The organism is Amycolatopsis sp. NPDC051716 (assembly GCF_040681595.1).
Classification (GTDB): Bacteria; Actinomycetota; Actinomycetes; order Mycobacteriales; family Pseudonocardiaceae; genus Amycolatopsis.
The window spans coordinates 73,539-92,975 of the sequence record NZ_JBFAZA010000026.1; the positions used below are offsets into that span (position 1 = coordinate 73,539).

At 70.5% G+C, this 19,437-nt stretch carries 17 protein-coding genes; 6 read left to right on the forward strand and 11 right to left on the reverse strand.

What is annotated here, in order from left to right; all coding sequences use genetic code 11:
• Positions 1 to 170: 170 nt before the first annotated feature.
• Positions 171 to 2,636 (reverse strand): glycoside hydrolase family 3 N-terminal domain-containing protein, encoded by a 2,466-nt coding sequence (locus tag AB0M30_RS30970; protein WP_364590829.1) that lies wholly within the window; start codon positions 2,634 to 2,636, stop codon positions 171 to 173.
• 218 nt (positions 2,637 to 2,854) lie between these two features.
• Here AB0M30_RS30970 and AB0M30_RS30975 point away from each other — a divergent pair, with 218 nt between their 5' ends.
• Positions 2,855 to 3,889 carry a helix-turn-helix domain-containing protein gene (locus AB0M30_RS30975; protein WP_364590832.1) on the forward strand — a complete coding sequence of 345 codons (1,035 nt, stop codon included), beginning with the start codon at positions 2,855 to 2,857 and terminating at the stop codon, positions 3,887 to 3,889.
• On the opposite strand, the gene AB0M30_RS30980 is transcribed toward AB0M30_RS30975, so the two are convergent.
• Positions 3,876 to 7,562 (reverse strand): S8 family serine peptidase, encoded by a 3,687-nt coding sequence (locus tag AB0M30_RS30980; protein ID WP_364590835.1) that lies wholly within the window; start codon positions 7,560 to 7,562, stop codon positions 3,876 to 3,878. The two genes, AB0M30_RS30975 and AB0M30_RS30980, sit on opposite strands and share 14 nt — an antisense overlap.
• An 86-nt stretch (positions 7,563 to 7,648) precedes the next feature.
• Positions 7,649 to 8,068, reverse strand: coding sequence for a MarR family transcriptional regulator (locus AB0M30_RS30985; protein ID WP_364590838.1), 420 nt, complete (start codon positions 8,066 to 8,068; stop codon positions 7,649 to 7,651).
• A 46-nt stretch (positions 8,069 to 8,114) separates the two neighbouring features.
• On the opposite strand from AB0M30_RS30985, the gene AB0M30_RS30990 reads away from it, so the two are divergent.
• Entirely contained in the window at positions 8,115 to 8,801 is a 687-nt protein-coding gene (locus AB0M30_RS30990; RefSeq protein WP_364590841.1) for a class I SAM-dependent methyltransferase, read from the forward strand.
• A gap of 14 nt (positions 8,802 to 8,815) precedes the next feature.
• Here AB0M30_RS30990 and AB0M30_RS30995 read toward each other — a convergent pair whose 3' ends face one another.
• The 4 genes from AB0M30_RS30995 to AB0M30_RS31010 form a co-directional block, all read right to left on the reverse strand.
• The gene (locus AB0M30_RS30995) at positions 8,816 to 9,313 is read right to left on the reverse strand and encodes an N-acetyltransferase (RefSeq protein ID WP_364590844.1); all 498 of its coding nucleotides are present in this window, start codon (positions 9,311 to 9,313) and stop codon (positions 8,816 to 8,818) included.
• A gap of 162 nt (positions 9,314 to 9,475) precedes the next feature.
• Positions 9,476 to 10,849, reverse strand: a complete 1,374-nt coding sequence (locus tag AB0M30_RS31000; RefSeq protein WP_364590847.1) for an amidase — start codon at positions 10,847 to 10,849, stop codon at positions 9,476 to 9,478.
• A 173-nt stretch (positions 10,850 to 11,022) separates the two neighbouring features.
• Entirely contained in the window at positions 11,023 to 12,966 is a 1,944-nt protein-coding gene (locus AB0M30_RS31005; protein WP_364590850.1) for a sigma-70 family RNA polymerase sigma factor, read from the reverse strand.
• Positions 12,963 to 13,286, reverse strand: a complete 324-nt coding sequence (locus tag AB0M30_RS31010; RefSeq protein WP_364590853.1) for a YciI family protein — start codon at positions 13,284 to 13,286, stop codon at positions 12,963 to 12,965. The genes AB0M30_RS31005 and AB0M30_RS31010 overlap by 4 nt, the downstream gene beginning before the upstream one ends.
• A 140-nt stretch (positions 13,287 to 13,426) precedes the next feature.
• Here AB0M30_RS31010 and AB0M30_RS31015 point away from each other — a divergent pair, with 140 nt between their 5' ends.
• Positions 13,427 to 14,047 carry a DUF998 domain-containing protein gene (locus tag AB0M30_RS31015; protein ID WP_364590856.1) on the forward strand — a complete coding sequence of 207 codons (621 nt, stop codon included), beginning with the start codon at positions 13,427 to 13,429 and terminating at the stop codon, positions 14,045 to 14,047.
• A gap of 937 nt (positions 14,048 to 14,984) precedes the next feature.
• On the opposite strand, the gene AB0M30_RS31020 is transcribed toward AB0M30_RS31015, so the two are convergent.
• Positions 14,985 to 15,167 carry a hypothetical protein gene (locus AB0M30_RS31020; RefSeq protein ID WP_364590859.1) on the reverse strand — a complete coding sequence of 61 codons (183 nt, stop codon included), beginning with the start codon at positions 15,165 to 15,167 and terminating at the stop codon, positions 14,985 to 14,987.
• A gap of 87 nt (positions 15,168 to 15,254) precedes the next feature.
• On the opposite strand from AB0M30_RS31020, the gene AB0M30_RS31025 reads away from it, so the two are divergent.
• The 3 genes from AB0M30_RS31025 (at position 15,255) to AB0M30_RS31035 (ending at position 16,277) form a co-directional block, all read left to right on the forward strand.
• The gene (locus tag AB0M30_RS31025; protein WP_364590861.1) at positions 15,255 to 15,608 is read left to right on the forward strand and encodes a hypothetical protein; all 354 of its coding nucleotides are present in this window, start codon (positions 15,255 to 15,257) and stop codon (positions 15,606 to 15,608) included.
• 82 nt (positions 15,609 to 15,690) lie between these two features.
• On the forward strand, positions 15,691 to 15,951 hold the full coding sequence (locus AB0M30_RS31030) for a DUF6355 family natural product biosynthesis protein (RefSeq protein WP_364590864.1): 261 nt from the start codon (positions 15,691 to 15,693) through the stop codon (positions 15,949 to 15,951).
• Positions 15,945 to 16,277 (forward strand): DUF6355 family natural product biosynthesis protein, encoded by a 333-nt coding sequence (locus tag AB0M30_RS31035; RefSeq protein ID WP_364590867.1) that lies wholly within the window; start codon positions 15,945 to 15,947, stop codon positions 16,275 to 16,277. The genes AB0M30_RS31030 and AB0M30_RS31035 overlap by 7 nt, the downstream gene beginning before the upstream one ends.
• 27 nt (positions 16,278 to 16,304) lie before the next feature.
• Here the strand turns inward: AB0M30_RS31035 and AB0M30_RS31040 are convergent, their stop codons facing one another.
• From AB0M30_RS31040 to AB0M30_RS31050, 3 genes are read right to left on the reverse strand one after another with little or no spacing between them, the layout of a single operon-like run.
• On the reverse strand, positions 16,305 to 17,654 hold the full coding sequence (locus AB0M30_RS31040; protein ID WP_364590870.1) for a sugar ABC transporter substrate-binding protein: 1,350 nt from the start codon (positions 17,652 to 17,654) through the stop codon (positions 16,305 to 16,307).
• A gap of 20 nt (positions 17,655 to 17,674) precedes the next feature.
• Positions 17,675 to 18,559: a carbohydrate ABC transporter permease gene (locus tag AB0M30_RS31045; RefSeq protein ID WP_364590873.1), complete on the reverse strand. Its 885-nt coding sequence runs from the start codon at positions 18,557 to 18,559 to the stop codon at positions 17,675 to 17,677.
• Positions 18,556 to 19,434: a sugar ABC transporter permease gene (locus AB0M30_RS31050; protein ID WP_364590876.1), complete on the reverse strand. Its 879-nt coding sequence runs from the start codon at positions 19,432 to 19,434 to the stop codon at positions 18,556 to 18,558. Before AB0M30_RS31050 ends, AB0M30_RS31045 begins: the two co-directional genes overlap by 4 nt.
• Positions 19,435 to 19,437 lie beyond the last annotated feature (3 nt).

A 19,437-nucleotide genomic window follows, 5' to 3' on the forward strand; every position in this document is an offset into this window, starting at 1 on the left:
GAAGGTCGCGATGACCTCTCGGGTACCGCACACAGTGACAAGGACGGCCGTGTCCGCGCCTGCGCCCGGCAGGTCGAAATTCGCGGGCAGGATCGGCCCGGCAGAGCAGGAGCAGAGACCGGGCCGGTTGCGGAGCGACGCGCCGGCGTCGCTCCGCAACCGGCACCGGGCTACTGGATCACGAACGGCGCCGACACGTCCACCGCGTACGGCGTCGTGCCGTTCTTGTCCAGCTGCAGCACATAACCGCCCGGCACCACGGCGGGCGGGCCGGACGCGTTGATGTCCCCCACGCTTTCGGCCAGCGCCGCCGCCGGGAAGGACACGCGCACCACCTGGGACCGGCCCGGGTCGAGCGTCACCCGCGCGAAGCCGACCAGCCGTTGCGGCGGGACGACCACCGGGCTCACCGGCTGGGCCACGTACACCGGCACGATGTCGGTGCCGGCGCGGGTTCCGGTGTTGGTGACCGTGAACGTCGCGGTGGCCGTGCCGTCGCGCGCGACCTTCGGCGTCACCGCCAGGTTCGTGTGGGTGAACGTCGTGTACGACAGGCCGTACCCGAACGGGAACTGCGGGTTGTACGCGTTGCCCGGGCCGGACGCGGTGCTGGGCAGCTGGTCGAAGAACTTCGGCTGGTCCCCCAGCGGGGACGGGGCCGTGCCGGCGAAGTCGGCGCCGACGGCCGGCGCGTCGGACGGCCAGCTGATCGGCAGCTTGCCCGCGGGGTTCGTCTTGCCGAACAGCACATCCGCCACCGCCGTGCCGGCTTCCGTGCTGCCCTGGTAGGCCATCAGCACCGCGTTCGCCTTCTCCGCCGGGCCCAGCCCGACCGGCCGGCCCGCGACGACCACGACGATCACCGGTTTGCCGGTCGCCTCCAGGGCCGAGATGAGGGCCTGCTGGTCGGGCGCCAGGGCCGGAGCCGGGTTGTCGCCCAGCCCTTCCGCGTAGGCTTTCTCCCCCACCACCGCCACGTAGGCGCTGGTGTCCGCCGCGGCCGCGACGGCGCTGGCCTGGTCCGGCGCGTAGACCGCGCCCGGATTCGCGGCCCGGATGCCGCCCAGCACGGTGGTGCCCGGCGGAATCTGGTTCTCCGGGCCCATGCAGCACACGTGCCCGGCACCCGCCACGCCCTGCCAGCTCACGCTCCAGCCGCCGAGCTGGTTGGTCATCGAGTCCGCGCTCGGGCCGGTCACCACGACCTTCGCGGCGGCCGGCAAGGGCAGCGCGTTGTTCTCGTTGCGCAGCAGGGTGATCGACTCCCGCGCGGCTTTGGCCGTCTGATCGCGGCCCGCGGTGACGGCGGCGTCGGCGGCGTTCGCGTCGACGCACGGTTTCGCCGGGTCGGCCACGCACGGCTGGTCGAACAGGCCGAGCTGGAACTTCAGCGTGAGGATGCGGCGCACGGCCTGGTCGATCCGCGCGTGCGAGATCTTGCCGGTGTCGACGGCCTGCAGGATCGCGGTCTGCCACCCCGCCGGGTCGGAGACCTGCATGCTCATGTCGACGCCCGCGTTCACGGCGGCGGCGATGGCACCCGAAAGATCCGGCGCGATGTGGTAGGCGGTCTGCAACGCGGTGACGTCCTGGTAGTCGCTGATCACGACACCCTGGAAGTGCATCTGGTTGCGCAGGATGTCGGTCAGCAGGTAGCGAGACGAAGTGGCGGGAACGCCGTTGATCGAACCGGAGTTGACCATCACCGTCCCGGCGCCCGCGTCGATCCCGGCCGCGTACGACGGCAGGATCGTCGTCTGGAGGTAGTTCATCGGGAGCAGCGCCTCGGCCCGGTCGTGGCCGTTGACCGACTGCGAGTAGCCGGCGAAGTGCTTGACCGTCGCGCTGACGTTCAGCTCACCGCGCCTGCCCGGCGTCTGCATCCCCTTGATGTTCGCGGCGCCCATCGCGGCCGACAGGACGGGTTGCTCGGCCCACGTCTCGTAGGTCCGGCCCCACCGGTTGTCGCGCGCGATGTCCTGGACCGGGGCGAAGTTCCAGTTCCAGCCGGTCGCGCGCAGGGCGTCCGCGGTCGCCTTGCCACCGGCCTGGGCGAGCGCGGGGTCCCAGGTGGCGCCCATGCCGATGGACTGCGGGTACAGCGGCGCCTGCCACGGGTGGCCGAAGCCGTGCACCGCGTCGACGCCGAACACCACCGGCAGGTGCAGGCGCGAGTTCTTGATCGCGAACTGCTGGATGATGTTGTACTCGTTCGCCCAGTCGTAGCCGGTGTTGCCCACGCCGCCCTTGCCCGTGGTGTCGACCGGATTGTCGGTACCGCCCGCGAGGATCGAACCGACGTGGGCGTCGACCAGGATTTTCCGCATGCACTCGGGATTGGGCAGGTTGAATCCGTTGTTGCCGCACGTCGCACTGTTCGCGTCGGTCAGCGTGCCGACCAGCTGCTGGTCCATCTGGCCGACCTTCTCGGGCAGCGTCATCGCGTGCAGCAGCGCCTCCACCCGCGCCGGCACCGGGCGATGGGTGTCCACCCAGGGCGCGGCGCCCGGATCGATGGCCGCACTGTTGTCGATGGCCGCACTGCTACTGGCGGTGAACGCGGGAACCGCGAGTAGGACCGCCGCCGCGAACACCGTGACGGTGGCGCGGGTACTGCGTCTGTGGTTGCGGAACACTTGACCTCCTTCAGCCGTGGTCGGTACTGACCGGCCGCATTGGGGCGAGCGCACCCTAGGCACCTTCCGCCGGGGCTGTAAAGCGCCGAACCGCGGCCGGACGCCCGTTCGTCCACGCCTTGAAGTAAGAGGTGGCCCGGGTCGGCGAGCCCCGTTGTACGTTGTCCAAGGGCCGTCAACGCCGACGGAAAGCGTTGGCCGCGTGGCTAGGAGGCAGTGTGCTGGAAGCGCTGGGCATGACTCCCGGGGAAGAACGGGTCTACCGCGTGGTCGTCGGCGGGTACCGGACCACGCCCGACGAGATCGCGGGCCGGGCCGGCGTGGGCCGCGGCGAGCTGGAGCCGATCCTGGAAGCCCTGCTGGCGAAGGGGCTCGTCAGCCGGACCGACGGGCACTACGTGTCCGCGCCACCGGACGTTTCCCTCGGCCCGCTGCTGGTGCACGGCCAGGAGAAACTGGAGGCTGCCAGGGCCGCGGTGTCCCAGCTCGCCGAGGAGTACCGCGGCAGCGCGCGGCGGCGCGACTCCGCGCAGCTCGTCGAGGTCATCACCGGGGTCGACGCGATCCGGCGGCAGGCGCTGGCCATCCAGCGCGGCGCCCGCGAAGAGTCCCTGTGGTTCTGCCTGGAGGGCAACGTCGCGATGGCGGCCTCGGAGAACGTCGAAGAGGCGCTGGCGCAGGCCCGCGGCGTGCGGTACCGCGTGATCTACGAGACCGGCCTGCTCGAAGAACCCGGCCGGATCGTCAACGTCCTGGAGGGGATCGAGGGTGGCGAGCTCGCCCGCTCGATCTCGAAACTGCCGGTGCGCCTGGCCATCTCCGACCGCTCGGTGGCGCTGTGCCCGCTGGTCACCCACGACAGCACAGGCGAACCCACCGCCGCGCTCGTCCGGGAGAGCAGCCTGCTGTCCGCGCTGGTCGCGCTGTTCGAGGTCTACTGGGAACGCGCGTCGCCGCTGCGGATCGGCGACACCGCGCCCACCGCCCCCCTCGACCCCGACGAGCGGCGGCTGTTGTCCCTGCTCATCGGCGGGGTCAGTGACAAGTCGATCGCGACCCAGCTCAACGTCAGCTACCGGACCGTCCAGCGGCGCCTGCAGGACCTCATGCGCCGGGTCGACGCCCGCACCCGGATGCAGCTGGCCTGGCAGGCCAGCAAGCTCGGCTGGCTGGACGAGCCGAGCCCCGGGCACCTCCTGCCGCGTGACGGCGGGAGGCACCCGGAGCCCTTGGGTGACGCTATTTCGAGCTGAGCCCATACGCGCGGAGCACCGTCTGGTCGACGGCGTTGCCCGCGGTGTCGGTGGCCTGCACCCGCAGCGCGACGTAGGAGTTCGTGGCCCCCAGCGGCGGGTGGTCGATCGTGGCCTCATACGACTTCCCGGCCCGCTTGACGTCGACGGTACGCCAGGTCTTGCCGTCGTCGTAGGACGCCCAGGCCAGCACCGACCGCACGTCCGGCGCGGCCATCCCGTCCTGGAACCGCGCGGTCAGGCCGATCCTGGCCCGGCGGACGGCCGGGAGGCGGTTGCCGGCGTCCGCGTCGACCGCGTAGTCCAGCTGCAGCAACGGAAGCAGCGCCGGGGCCGCCGACCGGGCCGAGCGGAACGTCCACGACGTCCGCGTGCCGGTGCCGAACAGCCACTCCGGCGAATCGCGCCGCACCGACAGGTCGAGCCGGTAGGTCGCCGGGTCCGCGCCGGCGGGGAAGGTGCCGTACGCGTAGGGCTGTTCCGACACGAGCTTCCCGTCGCGGAACAGTTTCGCCGAGGTGGTGGCCGGTCCGGCCTGGTCGTCGCCTTCGTTGAAGCCGTAGTGCCCGGTTTGGCTGTCGACGAACTCCGGGATCCGGATCCGGAGGTTGTCCCCTTCACGGGTCGAGTCCATGCCCGGCACGCCCCGCGGGATGGCGGGCCGGACGACCGGCGCGAACCAGTCCTCGGTGAGGTTTTCCCGGCCCGTGTAGGTGCGCGGCGCCGCGGTCATGCCGCCGTCGAGCGGCGACATCTCGTCCCAGACCAGGCCGTGCTTGACCCGGTGCTGCCACTGGACGTCCCCGGAGCTGACGTACTCCTGCCGGGTCGACGGCGTCGTCACGTACCGCTGGTACTCGTTCACGGCGAAGTCCTGCCACGGCTTCCACGCGAACCGCTGTTCCTTGGCCGCACCGCCGCTGCCGGTCTGGCGGTAGTGGGTGGTGACGGTCGCGGTGTTCGCGGCGGTGACCTGGTGGACGATCTTTTCCGGGATCCGGTCGCGCTCGGTCTGCACCACGTCGTAGAGGTACGGGCTGACCGCGATCCCGTCCAGGCTCAGGAACGTCGGGAAGCGCTTGATCCTGGCCAGCAGCGCGAGCCCCTCGTCCCGGTCGAGCTGGACGGTCGGGATCGCCAGGTTCGGCGCCGCGCTGATCGAGGGCACCGAGGCGGTGCTCCAGCCGTCCGGCACGGTGATGAAGACGATCGCCGCCCCGGCGGCCGCGGCGGCGCGGGAGACCTCGTCGCGGTTGTAGTCGGCCGGGTCCGGGTCGACGATCGCGGCCTTGCCCCGCACGTTCTTGAAGTCCGCCGGTTTTCCCCGTCCGGCGGAGACGGCCTGGAGCAGCCGCCACCCGTCCAGCTTGGGCGACCCGGCGAGGTAGCGGTTCGTGAGGGGATCACGGCCGCCCAAGACGTTCACCGTCAACGGCGGCGCGATCCTCGACCAGCGGGAGCCGAACTCGAACGCCCCGGTCGTCACCTTCGGCGTCGGGGTGACCCGGAGCTCGCGGGTGTAGTCGAACTGCATGGCGTAGTTCGCGATCTTGCGCGGGCCGAGCTCCCGGTAGGTGTAGTAGCTCCAGATCCCGGCCTGTTCGGACGGCTGGGGGGTCCGGATGTCCACCTTCACCGCCTTGCGGGCGTCCAGCACGACGGTCGTGTCGCCGGTGACCCGGATCTCCGGCTGGACGACCTGGAACGCGGTGAGGCCGTCCTCGGTGCCGTTGACCTGGGCGGTCAGGTAGTACACGCCCGCGCCGAGCTCGACCGTCAGGCCGTCGCCGGCCAGCCAGGTGTTGACGTCGAAGCGGTAGTCCTCGCCGTACATCAGCAGCCACGGCGCGACGGCCGGCTTGCCCTGCAGGTCGAGGGCGGTGAGGGTGACCTTGTGCTTGGGCGCGGTCTTGTCGGCGCCGAGCGCGGTGTGCACTGTGACACCGTCGTTGGTCGCGGTGAGCCGGCCGCTGTAGGTGCCCGGCGCCAGTTTCGCCGGGTCGCCGGTGATCGTGACGCTCGCCCGGCCGCCGGCCGGAACGTCCACAGTGGATTTGCCGAGCCGGATCCCGTCCCCGGCGGGGACGCCGGCGAGGGACTTGGCGTCGAGCGCGAGCTTCAGTGAGACCGACGTGGTGCCGACGTTGGTGTAGGTGACCACTTTGGACACCTGCGCTTTTCCGTCCTCGACCGCGCCGAGGTCGAGCGTGCCGGTGGCGAACACCTGCTGCTTCACCGCGCGCGCCACGTCGACCCGGCCGCCGCCCTGTTCGAACACCGAGCGCCCGGTCGCGGTCAGCGAGGTGCTGGCCAGCGCGTCCTTGAGCTGACCGCCCTTCCAGTCGGGATGCTGCTGGGCGAGGATCGCCACGGCGCCGGCGACGTGCGGCGTGGCCATCGAGGTGCCGGAAGCTGCGGTGTAGTGGTCGTCGACGACGTCGCCCATGGCGGTCCCCGCGGCCCGGGCGGCGACGATGCCGACGCCGGGTGCGGTGATGTCCGGCTTGACGGCGTTGTCGCCCAACCGCGGTCCGCGGCTGGAGAACGACGCCAAGCTCTCGTCACGGCCGACGGCGCCGACGGTCAGCGCGGCTTCGGCGGTGCCCGGCGAGCCGACGGTGTAGGCGCCTTGTTCGCCGTCGTTGCCGGCGGCCACCACGAAGAGCGTGCCGGTCTGTTCGCTGAGCGCGTTGAGGCCGACGCTGAGCGCGTCGGTGCCGTCGGTCGGGCCGCCGCCGAGGCTCATGTTGACCGCCTTGGCGCCGGAGTGCGCCGCCCATTCCATCCCGGCGAGGACCCAGGACTCGTACCCGAAGCCGTCGTCGTCGAGCACCTTGCCGACGAGCAGTTTCGCGCCCGGCGCGGCGCCCTTGAGCCGGCCGCCCGAGGCGGCGCCGGAGCCCGCGATCGTCGAGGCGACGTGCGTGCCGTGGCCGAAGTGGTCGGTCGTGTCGGGGCTGGTCGTGAAGTTGACCGCCTCGCTCACGCGGCCGGCCAGGTCGGGGTGGGTGGGGTCGTAGCCGGTGTCGAGCACGGCGACCGTGGTGCCGGTGCCGTCGTAGCCCGCGGCCCACGCCTCCGGGGCGCCGATCTGCGGGACGCTGCGGTCGAGGGAGGCGCGGACCTTGCGGTCCAGGGAGATCCGCTCGAGGTTTCCCGACGAGGCCCAGAACGCGGTGACGTTGGCCTTTCTCGCCCGCGCGGAACGGCCGTTGACGCTGGTCAGCGTCGCGCCCAGGTCGGCCGCCGCCGTGGCTTTCCGGAGATCCGTGCCCTTGCCGTAGGTGAGGATCAGCGGCAGGGTCGCCGACTGCTCGTCGGCGTACCCTTCGGCGATCAGTTCGGTGACGTCGAAGAGGGTCCGGTCGACCTGCTTCGAGCCCAGCCGCGGGGTGACGTCTTCGGGGAAGACGCTGAGGTGGCCGTCGACCTCCTGCTGGTGGAACCGGATCTTCTCCCGGCCCGGCGCGGGCCGGACGGTGGCGGCCTGCTTGCCGCCGGGCTGCCGTTCGACCTGGACGACGTCCCCGGTGAGCAGGGTGACCGAATGACGTTCGAGGCCCGCGGGTGGCGGTGCCGATTGCCGGCCGGGAGCCGCGTTCGCGACGCCGGCGGTGCCCGCGGCCAGGATGCTTACGCAAGCGAGGACCGGAACAGATGATCTCCAGTGCATCGCACCAGGCTCACGCCGCCGACGTCGTCCGTCACTAGGGCGGACGCGTCCGAATCACGACACGTCGCATCTTCGTCAGCGGCCGGCTACCGGCGGAACGCCGCGACGAGGAGCCGCCGGAGCTCGCGCCGGCCGTGGTCGTCGAGTCCGGCCAGGACCCGGTCCTCGGCCTCGGCCACCTCGGGATCGAGGCGCGCGAGCAAGGTCATGCCCTCGCGCGTCAGCGTGGCGGGCAACGACCTCCCGGACGGCACCGAGGCGGGCCGCGTCACCAGGCCGCGATCCTGCAGCTCGCGCACCACCTTGTTCATCGCTTGCGGTGACACCTGAGCTTCGCGGGCCAGCTCGGCGTTGGACTTGGGCGACTGCGCCAGCATCCGCAGGCAGAGGTACTCGGGCGCCGCCAGGCCGGCGGGCCCGAGCACGGTGGCGGCCACCTCGGCGCGCAAGGCCGCGGTGACCCGGTGCAGCAGGTAGCCGAGCGGCTCGTCCCGGACACTTTCCATGTCAACCATGTTGACATATATCAACCCGGTTGACACTCTGGGGTGCATGACGAGCGCATCGAGTGACGCGTTGTTCGAATCCGCCTATCGAGGCCAGGCCCCGGAAATGGGGCCGGGGCTCCGGCCGCCGTGGAGTCTCGGCGAACCGCAACCCGAGATCGCCGCGCTCATCGACGCGGGCGCGTTCCACGGCGAGGTCCTCGACGCCGGCTGCGGCGAAGGCGCGACGTCGCTCCACCTCGCCGAGCGGGGCTTCACGACCGTCGGCCTGGACCAGTCGCCGACCGCGATCGCGTTCGCGCGCGCGGAAGCCGCCCGGCGCGGCCTGCCCGACGCTGGCTTCGCCGTCGCCGACATCAGCACGTTCACCGGCTACGACGGCCGGTTCGGCACCATTGTCGACAGCACGTTGTTCCACTCGATGCCGGTCCGGCTGCGCCGGGGCTACCAGGAATCGATCGTGCGCGCCGCGTCACCCGGCGCGTCCTATTTCGTGCTGGTGTTCGACAGCGCCACCGTGCCCTCGGACCGGGTCAACCCGGTTTCCGCCGAAGAACTGCGCGAGGTGGTGGGCGCGTACTGGACGATCGACGAGATCCGGCCGGCCCGCATCCACGCCAACGTCCCGGACAACTTCCCCGACTTCGCGGGCTTCGCGGGCAGCGACGTCCGAGACGAGGGCAACGGCCGCAAGTCGGCACCCGCCTGGCTGCTGTCGGCGCACTTGTCCTGACCGCTTGGGAAGTGTCACGAGATCGGCGGCAACGCGAGCCACTCCTCCCAGGTGATGTCGCGGCCCAGGAAGCGGGGCCGGCGGAAGGGCCAGTCGGTGGCGATCCACTGCGGCACCAGCGTATCGAGCGCCCGCTCCACTTCGCCGCCGACGAGGTCGTCCACCACCCACCAGGACACCTCGCCGTCGGAACCGGTGCGCTCGGGCGGGTCGATGTACACGCAGCCGAAGATCGCGGTCTCCTCCTCGTCCAGCAGCGCGTAGTTGAACGACTGGTGCGCGGCTATCTCCTTCTCGTGCCGCAGCAGGTCGAGGCGATCCTCTTCATAGGTCATCGACTCCTTCGGCCAGGACCAGGCCGGCCCGAAGATGCTCCACAAGCGCTCCCGGGAGCCCATCACAGCGGGGTAGTCGATAGCGGTGTCCGTCTCGCGGATCGGCCGCAGGTGAAGCGCGGTACCGGGCACGGGCGTGGAGAGGGGGTGGACGAAGTCGTCGGGCAGCCAGGTCACGGCTGCCGAGGCTACACACCCGGTCGCCGTGGCGTCCGCCCTGGAAACCGGTATTCCGAAGACGGACGCAGATGGCGCCGGAGTCCTGAACATGATCATCGACGGTGACGTCGACGACGTGCTTGCCGCTCGCTTCGAGACTGGCCGGCCAGGACGGGTACGTCAGGGCTGGAGTGGCGGGCGACGGTCGCGGACCGGGCTGACCGACTCGAGTCGTTCGGCCAGTGCGAGGAGGTCGTCGTCGGCCCACCAGGTGCCGATGAGCTGGACACCGACGGGCAGGCCGCCCGCGGTCGTCCCGAACGGCAGCGAGACGGCGGGCAGGCCGGTGAGGTTGAACGGCACCGTCGCCCGCATGACGTTGCGGGCCGGCACTTTCTCCCCGCCGACAACGTAACTGGATTGCGCATGCGGCGGCGCCGGGATCGTCACCACCGGGCAGACGAGCACATCGTAGGCCTGGAACCAGTGCGTGAACACCGACCTCAGTTGTTCCACCTCGCCTTCGGCAGCAAGGTAGTCGGCGATCGTGACGTCCGGTGCCTGGAGCGTCCGCGCGATCACCGGGTGCAACTCCGACTCCCGCCCGGCCGTGATGCCGCGCAGGTAGGGCAGCATCTCAGCGGTGAACAGCGTCGCCGAGATCCGCGTGCAGTCGTGCTCGGCAAGCCACGGGACGCCGACCTGCTCGACCTGGAGACCGAGGTCGGACAGAGCGACAGCCGCCGACACCACCGTATCGGCCACCTCCGGGTCGATCGGGCCGAACGCGTCGGTGGTCCAGCCGATCCGGGCGGGCCCGCCGGGCCGGGCGGCGGCCGGGGCGGCCGCGTAGGGGTCCCGCCCGTCGGGGCCTTCCAACAGCGACAGCGCCAGCCGCAGGTCACGCACGCTGCGCGCCATCGGGCCGGCATGCCACCAACGCCGCAGCGCGTGCGGGAAATGACCGGTGCACGGCACCCGCCCATGGGTGGGTTTGAGTGCGGCGATGCCGGTGTCGTGAGCCGGTCCGCGCACGGAGATCGCGACATCACTGCCCAGGCCGAGCGGCGACAGACCCGCCGCGATGGCCGCAGACTCGCCTCCACTGGAGCCGCCGGGGGTGCGCTCGGGGTCGTAGGGGTTGAGCGACCGGCCGGCGACCAGGTTGTCGGTCTCGGTCCAGTACGACATCTCCGGCAGGTTGGTCTTCGCCAACGGGATTCCGCCCGCAGCCCGCAGCCGCGCCACCGCGGTGGCGTCGGCGTCCGGGACGTGATCGGCGAACAACGACGATCCCCGGGTGGTCCGCACGCCTTCGGTGTCGAACGAGTCCTTGATCGTGAACGGCACGCCACCCAGCGGCCCGGTGCGCGGGCGAGCGGCAGCGGCGAGGGCCTGCTCGCCCAGCACGGTGACGAACGCGTTGACCCGCTCGCCCAGCGCCTCGATGCGATCCAGATGCGCCTGCACGACCTCGACCGCGGTGACCTCGCCGACGGCTATGAGGCGCGCCAGCTCGGTCGCGTCGAGCCAGACCAAATCGGCGGTGTCCATAGTCGATGATCGTAATGATGGGAGCCGGCACCCATCGTGGACGGCGCCCTGAGCCGAGCAAGGCGGCGGCGAGACCGTGACCGCTGCACGGACCCCTGTGCCGCATGATCACCACACTCATCTGCCGCGGAGAGCGCGTGGCCCGGGTCGAGCCGGCCTGCGCTTCCGGCAGCTCATGAAGGGCGGAGCTGACGAAGTGTGTAGCCACCGCCCCCGGGATCGAGACCTTTGGTCGCCTGCTTGAACAAGTATTCGGCCCGTTCATAGGACAACCGGCTCCGGCCCGTGTCCGGGCACAGATCGCGGGTCGCGGGCATCCGGGCCGGCCCGGGTCTGCGCTCGGCCAGGAACAACGGGCCGCGGGTGCGTCCCGTCAGCAGGTCGGGCAGCAGCCGTGCCGTGGCGGCGCGCCAGCTCACCCAGGTGCCGCTTGCCCAGGCGCGACGGTCCTCCAAGTCGAGGTCCTCGACGTTGAGCGACAGCACGACGCGCACCTGGGCCGCCGACTCGTGGAGGAGGCGCCACAGGGTCTGCTCGCGCGCCGGGGCGTCGAGAGTCCACAGGCGCTCGAGGTGTTCGGTGGGGATGGCCGGAATCCGCTGGGGTGTCTCGGTTCGCCGCGGCAGCCCGGCCGCCAGGTCCGCCAGCGATCCCCAGGCGGTGAACGACCGGATCGCCGATCGGTGCCGGTTCCAGGTTTTCGCCGCGGCGTCGCGCCACGACAGCTCGAACACCTTCGTCACGTCCTCGGCCGTCAACGACTCCAGCGGCCGCCGGTCGCCCAAGGACAAGCGCAGGCGCCGCAGGGTCTGGCCGTAGGAGCGCAGGGTTGCCGTGTCGAGGTCTTCTCGCGCCAGAAACTCCGCGGTGGCCTGCGCGAGGGTCACTGCGGAGGTGTTCGTCTCCAGTTCTTCGGCACGGCGGAGGAGAAAGGCGCGTTCGGCCGCGTTCTTCGTCAACGCCGCCGCCCGTTCGAACTCGACGCGCGCCTCGGCGTGCCGTCCCAGCCGGGCGAGCAGGTCGCCTCGGACGCTGGGCAGCAGGTGGTAGTCCCGCAGCGTGCGGTCGGTCGTCAGCTCGTCGACCAGCGCGAGCCCCGCTTTCGGTCCGCGCGCCTCGCCGACCGCGACGGCCCGGTTGAGCCGCACGATCGGGGTGGGCAGCAGCCGGACCAGCGCGTCGTACAGCGTCGCGATCCGGGCCCAGTCGGTGTCCTCCGCCGTGCGGGCCTGGGTGTGGCACACCGCGATCGCGGCCTGCAGCACATACGGGCCGGGCGGCGCGCCGATGTCCCGTGCCCGCAGCATGGCCGTGAACCCGCGGCGGATCAGCAACGGGTCCCAGCGCCCCCGGTTCTGCTCGTGCAACCGGACCGGCTCCCCGGCCGGGCCGGTCCGCGCGGCCGACCGCGCCGCCTGGATCTCCATCAGCGCGACCAGCCCGTGCACCTCGGCTTCGTCCGGCGCCAGCTCGGCCAGCAGCCTGCCGAGGCGCAACGCCTCCTGGCACAGACCCGGCCGCATCAGGTCGTCCCCGGACGTCGCCGCGTAGCCCTCGTTGAAGATCAGGTACACGACCTCGAGCACCGACGACAGCCGGCCGGCCAAGGACTCGCCGGCCGGCAGCTCGAAGGCGGCTCCTTCCCGCGCCAGCGCCTCCTTGGCCGCGGTGACGCGCTGGGTGATCAGCTGTTCGGAGGTGAGGAACGCGCGTGCGATTTCGGCGGCGGTGAGCCCGCCGACGAGCCGCAGCGTGAGCGAGACCCGCTGCGGGGTCGGCAACACGGGGTGGCAGGAGAGGAACATCAGCCTCAGGACGTCTTCGTGCTCGACGTCCTGAGGCTGATCGAGTTCGCGGGCGAGGTCCTCGTGCCGGCGCTCGAGCCGGGCCGCCCGCCGCAGGTGGTCGATCGCGCGTCGCTTGGCCGTGGTCATCAGCCAGGCACCCGGATTGTCCGGCACCCCGGACTCCGGCCACTGCTCCAGCGCGGCGACGAGGGCGTCCTGGGCCAGCTCCTCGGCCAGGCCCACCTCGCGCACGATCCGCGTGAGACCGCCGATGATGCCCGCCGATTCGAGCTTCCAGACCGCGTCGACCGTGCGGCGGACGTCGATCACGGCCCGAAGACCTGCTGGATGATGCTCTCGCCGTCCCCCACCACCTTGCGGAAGCGGCGGGCCAGCTCGATCGCCTCTTCCTCGGAGCGCACCTCGACCAGCGCGAAGCCGGCCACCGCCTCCTTGGCCTCGGTGAACGGCCCGTCGGTCACCGTGATCTCGTCGCCGGCGGAGACGACCCGGATGCCCTGGGGGTTCAGGCCCCCGGTGGCCAGCAGCACCCCGGCCGCGGTCATCTCCTCGATGAACTTGCCCATCTCGGCGTAGAGCTTCTCGTCGGGGGTCTGGTCGGTGGCCTTGGTCGTCATCAGGTAGCGCATCGGCTTGCCTCTCGTCTTTCCGTGGCGTTTCCGCCTGTCACCCCGACGTCGAACACCCTATCCGACAGGGAACGCGCGCATTCCCTGTCACATCGGCCGGACGACGTCGAGGCAAGAATGGAATTCGGGAAAGGACCGACATGACCACCACGACCCAGCGCTCCACCGCCTCCGCCCGGCTGACCTGCCTGGCCGTCGCGGCGCCACTGTGGGCCACCGTCTCCCTGGCGCAGGCGGCCCTCCGCGACGGCTTCGACCTGACCCGCCACCCGCTCAGCATGCTCAGCACCGGCTCGCTCGGCTGGCTGCAGATCGCGAACTTCGTCGTCGCCGGTGTGTTGATCATCATCGGCGCGACCGGCCTGCGCCCGGCCCTGACCAGCACTTGGGCGCCACGGCTCGTGCTGGTCAACGGGGTCGGGATGCTCGCGGCCGGCCTCCTCCCGATGGACCCGGCCGACGGTTTCCCCGCCGGGACGCCGGCCGGGGTGCCACAGACGATGTCGTGGCACTCCTTCGGGCACATGGCCGCCGGCAGCATCGCGTTCATCTCGCTCATCGCCGCCTGCTACGTCCTCGGCCGCCACTTCGCCCGCAGCGGCAACCGCCGTGACGCCGTGGCTTCCCACATCGCCGGAAGCGCGTTGCTGCTCGGCGACGTCTGGGCGATGGCCGGGGGCGTGGCCGGTTCGCTGACCCTCGCCGTCGGTGCCATCACCGCGATGCTCTGGGTCGCCGTCGTCGCCGCCCGCCTCCGCTGAACCGCGCGAACACGGGTGAGCTTCACTGACCGGAGTCCGGTGGGTGTCCAGGTCCGCGATCCGCCGGGGGCGGTCGAGCAGGGCGGTGAGGGCGGCGACTCGTTGGCCCGGCCGGAGTTCCTCGCCGCCGAGGGTGGTGAGCCGGGTGACGAACCGGTCCGTTCCGCCGGTGGGCGGCAGGGAGCGGAGCACCTCCTCGACGGCCGGCCGCACGTCGGCCGGCTTCGGTGCGGAGGCCAGGCAAAGGATCGCGTTCACGGGCAGCGTCTTGGTGGTCTCGTGGCCGTTGATCAGGAGCAGGGTGCAGAAGTTGATCAGCTCGTCCTCGGTGAGGCCCGAGGCCATCAACGTCGCGATGATGCCGGCCGGCCGCTCGAACTCCTCGCGGAAGCAGGCCCCCAGTTCCGTCAACGCCTGGTGGAAGGCGGTCCGGCGGGCCTCGTCCGTCGTCGGAGGAGAACACCTCGTGGTCGGTGAGCACTCTGCGCACATCGGAGTGCCGGGTGGCCACCCAGCCGCCGAACGGCTCGGCGAACCGCACCGGGCCTGCCTCTTGCGCGTGGAAAGCGAAGATCTCCTCGACGGACATGCCCACAGGGTGCTACCGGCTCGCGGCCACCACTTGGAAGAAACGGACACAGGACGCCCCGACCGCGCCGGAACTCCGCGATCATGTGCGGCTGGTCGTAGAACCCGCTGCGGACGGCGATCTCCGCCCAGTCCGGCGTCGAAGAGGAGCGCGCCAGCGCCACCGCCCGATCGGCCGGCCGGGACGGTGCCCGCAACGCGCGCAACGCCTCGCCGAGCCCCGAACCGGAGAACGGCATCCCCGCCAACGGCACCTTGTCCGCGGCGATCCCCAGCACCGAGGCACACGTCCCCGGCCGCAGCCGCACCCCCGTCAACGGCTCGGTCATGGCCTCGGTCTCCGGTCCGGTCAACCACAACGAACCGTCCGCGAAACCAGCAGGTCCACGAACGGTTGCGGCAACGCGGGCGGCAACTCCCCGCTGCGCCGCAACACCCGCCCGACGCGGTCGGCCAGGTCGGCGGCCGGTTCCGCCACCGAAAAAACGCCGGTACGCCCGCGGGTGCACACCGCCTGGATCCGGACGTGCATGCGGGCCATTCGGGTGAACCGGCTGATGAGGACTCAACGGAGCCGGTGCGCCGGGAGTGGTGCCGGCGGGTTCCGGGAGGAGAAACCATGAAGATGTCCAAGGCGGTTCTGAGTGTGCTGCTGCTGACCGCCGGGCTCGTGTCGCTCGGCACGGGGACGGCGTCGGCGACGGACGGTTGTGTGACCACGAAGGTCACCTACGCACCGAGTGGCTGGGTGCAGCGTGTCACGGTCGCGAACACGTGCGGCTATTCGTTGTTCAACGTGGACAGTCACGTGTTCGACGGCAGCTTCGACAAGCGCAGCGCCGGTGTCGCGGAGCTCAAGCCGAACCACTACTTCACCTTCCGCTACTCGTTCAGGAGCAGCGGACTCACCTGTGGCGAGATCTGGACGCCCCCGAACAAGCTGTGGGGTCGCGACTGTCACTACCAAATCTGAACGGTGATCGACGGAGGGATGGAAAATGAGGTCGACGAGGACACGAGCGTCCGCCGCCGTGGCGGGGGTGGTCGCTTTGACGATGAGCACCATGCCGGCGGCGAGCGCCGAGGCGTTCACGGAGGCGCCGTCCGCGAGCGCGGGGGTACTGACCTGCGGTTACCACGAGACGGTCGAGGAGAGTTTCTACAACCACTGCACCAGCGACGGTTCCAGTGTCTGGATCCGCGTCGAGATGCACCACGGGATCAAAGGCAAAGACGTGTGCGCCCATCCCGGTGAGAACCGGCTCGGCTACACCGCCTGGGTCGCTTACGCCTGGTACAAGGGGACGCTGTGCTGACGCCCGGGAAGCGTGCCCTCATCGGGCTGATCGCCGCGGTCCTCGCCGTTTTCGCGATGGGCGCGGAAGGGTCGGCGAAATCCGAAGCGGAGCGGTGCGGGTTCTGGGAAGGCGGCCCCTCGGCGTTCTACACCCACTGCACCTCCGACGGATCGCACATCCAGATCCGCGTCGAGCGGGAGAACGGCCTGTCCGGATACGACGACTGCGCCTACCCGGGCCGCAACTATCTCGGCTTCGCTTCGCAGATCAAGTTCGCGTGGTACACCGGGCGGTCGTGCCCTTCAGCGCTGGGGAGCAGCCCGGCATCCCCGTCGTCCGAGTGACACGGGGAAGCCGGGAAGCGGCGCCCGCTACTGCGAGAAGAGGGCGTTGACCTGCTGGTTGGCCGCCTTGAGCGAATCCGGTTCCGCGGTGAGGCTCAGGATCGCGTCCATCGCCGGGTTCAGCACCGCCTGCAGCTCGGTCCAGTGCTGGGCCACCGGCGCCAGGTGTGTGCTGTTCCCGTCGATCGGCACCTGGAACGGCGCCGTGTCGATACCCTGCTTGGCGAAGGCGTCCTTGGAGATCCGCGCCGAGGACTCCACCGCGGGAAAGGCGACCCCCTCGGCCGCGGTCAGGTCCTGACAGGCCTTGGACCCGAGGAAAGCCACCAGCTTCTTGGCTTCGGCGGGGTGCCGGGTACCGGCCGCGATGTTGTCGGCGAGCCCGTTGAACATCGACGCGCGCTGGCCGTTCGGGCCGGCCGGTACCGGGGCGATCGTCGTCTTCACGCCCTTCAGCCGGAAGTAGGTCTTCGTGTTCCAGCTTCCCTCCGTGACCATCGCGTACTTGCCCGCGCCGTAGTTGTCGGGCTGACGTCCCACCTTGCCACCGCCGGCCACCTGCAGCGTCGGCATGTACCCCTTCTTCGCCAGCGACTGGAACCACCCGATCGTCTCGAGGAACTTCGGATCGCCGTAGTTCCAGCGGGTGCCCCACGGGTTCTTGTCGGAGTGGGTCCAGCCGTCACCGAAGGCGTACTGGCTCCATTCCGTCTGCCCGAAGCCGCCGCCGGAACCGTTCAAGCCCAGGCCGTACACCGCGACGTTCGCCTTGTCGAAGCCGGGCTGGTCGCCCCGGAGACCTTTCTTGTCGACGGTCAGGTGGGCGACCGTCTTTTCGAACGTTCCGCCGTCCCGCGGATTCCAGGCCATCGAGTTCAGCTGCTGCGCGGTGATCCCGGCGTCGTCGAGCATCTTCTGGTTCGCGAAGACCGCGACGGTGTCGTAGTCCTTCGGGAGGCCGTAGCGCTTGCCGTCCTGGCCGACCCACAGGTCGGCCAGGCCCTTGCGGTAGCTCGCCAGGTCCACCTGCTTCGCCTCGACGAGGTCGTCGACGGGCATGATCTGGTTCTGGCTCGCCAGCTCCGGGTAGTGGTTCAGGTGCGAGACGAACACGTCCGGGCCTTCACCGGACACCAGGCCCGCGGTGAGCGTGGTCCAGTAGTCGTCCCAGCCGTACTGGGTGATCTTGACCCCGATGCCCGGGTTCGCGCCGGTGAAGGCATCCGCGCACTTCTGGTACCCGGGTTGCTGTGCCGAGTCCCAGAGCCAGTAGTTCAGGGTGACGTCTCCGGAGCCGCCCGCGGTACTCGAGCAGCCGGCCAGGACCAGGGCGCTCGCCGCCGCGGCGGCGACGAACCGGCTTCGTTGCCACTTCATCGGGGTTCCCTTCCGCCGGGCTACTTCAGCCCGGTCGAGCCGATCGAATTGATGACACGCCTGCCGAGCAGGGCGAAAAGCACGAGGATGGGCAGCGCCGAAACCAGGGTCGCGGCCATGAGACCGGCCCAGTCCGGATTTCCCTGGGGCGTCTGGGAGCGGAACACACCGAGCGCGACCGTGAGCACCCGCACGTCGTCGGCCTTACCGACCAGCAGCGGCCAGAAGTAGTCGTTCCACGAGGTGATGTAGGTGAGGATGGCCAATGTGGACAGTGGTGCGGAGCTCATCGGCAGGATGAGCCGGAAGAAGATGCGGGGGCGGCCCGCGCCGTCGAGGATCGCGGCTTCTTCGAGTTCCCGCGGGATGGCGAGGAAGAACTGGCGCAGGAAGAACACCGCGAACGGCGCCATCAGCAGTGTCGGCAGGACGATGCCGAGGAAGGTGTTCAGCAGTCCCAGGTCCCGCATGAGGACGAAGTTCGGCAGGATGGTGAAGATCGGCGGCACCATCATCGCCGAGAGGAAGAGGAAGAACACGGCGTTGCGCCCCGGCCACCGCAACCGCGCGAACGCGTAGGCCGCCATGGCGCTGAAGAACGTCTGGCACACCGTGGTGGAGGTCGCGACGATCACGGAGTTGCGGAGATAGAGCCAGAAGTGCAGCGACGCACCCGAACCGCCGTCGGCCCGGGCCTCGGCCGGGGTGGCCAGGCCGAGGACGCGTTTCCAGCCACCGAAACCGAAGTCGGCCGGGAGCAGGTTGCCGCTGTCGGCCGCCAGGGCGCCGTTGCTGGAGAACGACGTCCGCAGCATCCAGTAGAAGGGGAACAGCGTCACCAGCAGGACCACGCCGAGGACGATCCACGCGATCGCCCGGCCGATCCCCCACGGCTCGCTCCTCACGCCAGGTCCGACTGGCCGGCCCTGGTGAGCCGCAGCTGCAGGAGGCTCACCGCGGCGAGAACGGCGAACAGCACGACCGACACCGCCGAGGCGTAGCCGAACTTGAACCGGCCGAAGGCGAGCTCGTAGATGTAGTAGTAGATGACGCGGGTCGCATTGACCGGGCCGCCCTGGGTCGTGACGGCGACGGTGTCGAACGTCTGGAACGAGCCGACCACGCTGACGACGAGGACCAGGGCCAGCACCGGGCGCAGCAACGGGAGGGTGACCCGCCGGAACATCTTCGCCTCGGTCGCCCCGTCGATCGCCGCGGCTTCGTAGACGGCCTTGGGGATCGTCTGCAGCCCGGCGAAGATGAGCAGGGCCGTGTAGCCCAGGTGCCGCCAGACGTTGACCAGGGCGATCGTCGGGATGGCCAGCGCCTGGTCGCCGAAGAACGCCATCCGCGAGAGGCCCAGCCAGTCCAGGACCTGGTTCCCGATCCCGAGCTGGTAGTCCAGGATCCAGAACCAGACGAGGGCGACGATCACGTTCGCCACCAGGTACGGCGCGAGGATCAGGCCGCGGACCACCATGGACCGCGTCAGCCGGTGCATGAGCACCGCGACCCCCAGCGCGAGGACGGTCTGCACGCCGATGTTGATCACGACGTACTCGAGGGTGACCCCCAGGGCGTTCCAGAAGACCGGGTCGGCGGCGAGCTGCCGGTAGTTGTCCGCTCCGACGAACTTTCCGGGCCGGAAGACACTGAAGTCAGTGAAACTGTAGAAGAGCCCGCGCACCGCGGGGACGACGGTGAAGGCGAGCAGGCCGGCCGCGGCGGGCGCGACGAACAGCCACGCGGCGCGCGTTTCCCGGGCCGGCCGGAGCTTCACCTG

Excerpts from the sequence above, each read along its gene's own strand:
- AB0M30_RS31010 (WP_364590853.1), bottom strand. The coding sequence starts at position 13,286 with ATGCGCTACCTGATGACGACCAAGGCCACCGACCAGACCCCCGACGAG.
- AB0M30_RS31015 (WP_364590856.1), top strand. The coding sequence starts at position 13,427 with ATGACCACCACGACCCAGCGCTCCACCGCCTCCGCCCGGCTGACCTGC.
- AB0M30_RS31025 (WP_364590861.1), top strand. The coding sequence starts at position 15,255 with ATGAAGATGTCCAAGGCGGTTCTGAGTGTGCTGCTGCTGACCGCCGGG.
- AB0M30_RS31020 (WP_364590859.1), bottom strand. The coding sequence starts at position 15,167 with ATGCACGTCCGGATCCAGGCGGTGTGCACCCGCGGGCGTACCGGCGTT.
- AB0M30_RS30985 (WP_364590838.1), bottom strand. The coding sequence starts at position 8,068 with ATGGAAAGTGTCCGGGACGAGCCGCTCGGCTACCTGCTGCACCGGGTC.
- AB0M30_RS31000 (WP_364590847.1), bottom strand. The coding sequence starts at position 10,849 with ATGGACACCGCCGATTTGGTCTGGCTCGACGCGACCGAGCTGGCGCGC.
- AB0M30_RS30980 (WP_364590835.1), bottom strand. The coding sequence starts at position 7,562 with ATGCACTGGAGATCATCTGTTCCGGTCCTCGCTTGCGTAAGCATCCTG.
- AB0M30_RS31040 (WP_364590870.1), bottom strand. The coding sequence starts at position 17,654 with ATGAAGTGGCAACGAAGCCGGTTCGTCGCCGCCGCGGCGGCGAGCGCC.
- AB0M30_RS31030 (WP_364590864.1), top strand. The coding sequence starts at position 15,691 with ATGAGCACCATGCCGGCGGCGAGCGCCGAGGCGTTCACGGAGGCGCCG.
- AB0M30_RS30990 (WP_364590841.1), top strand. The coding sequence starts at position 8,115 with ATGACGAGCGCATCGAGTGACGCGTTGTTCGAATCCGCCTATCGAGGC.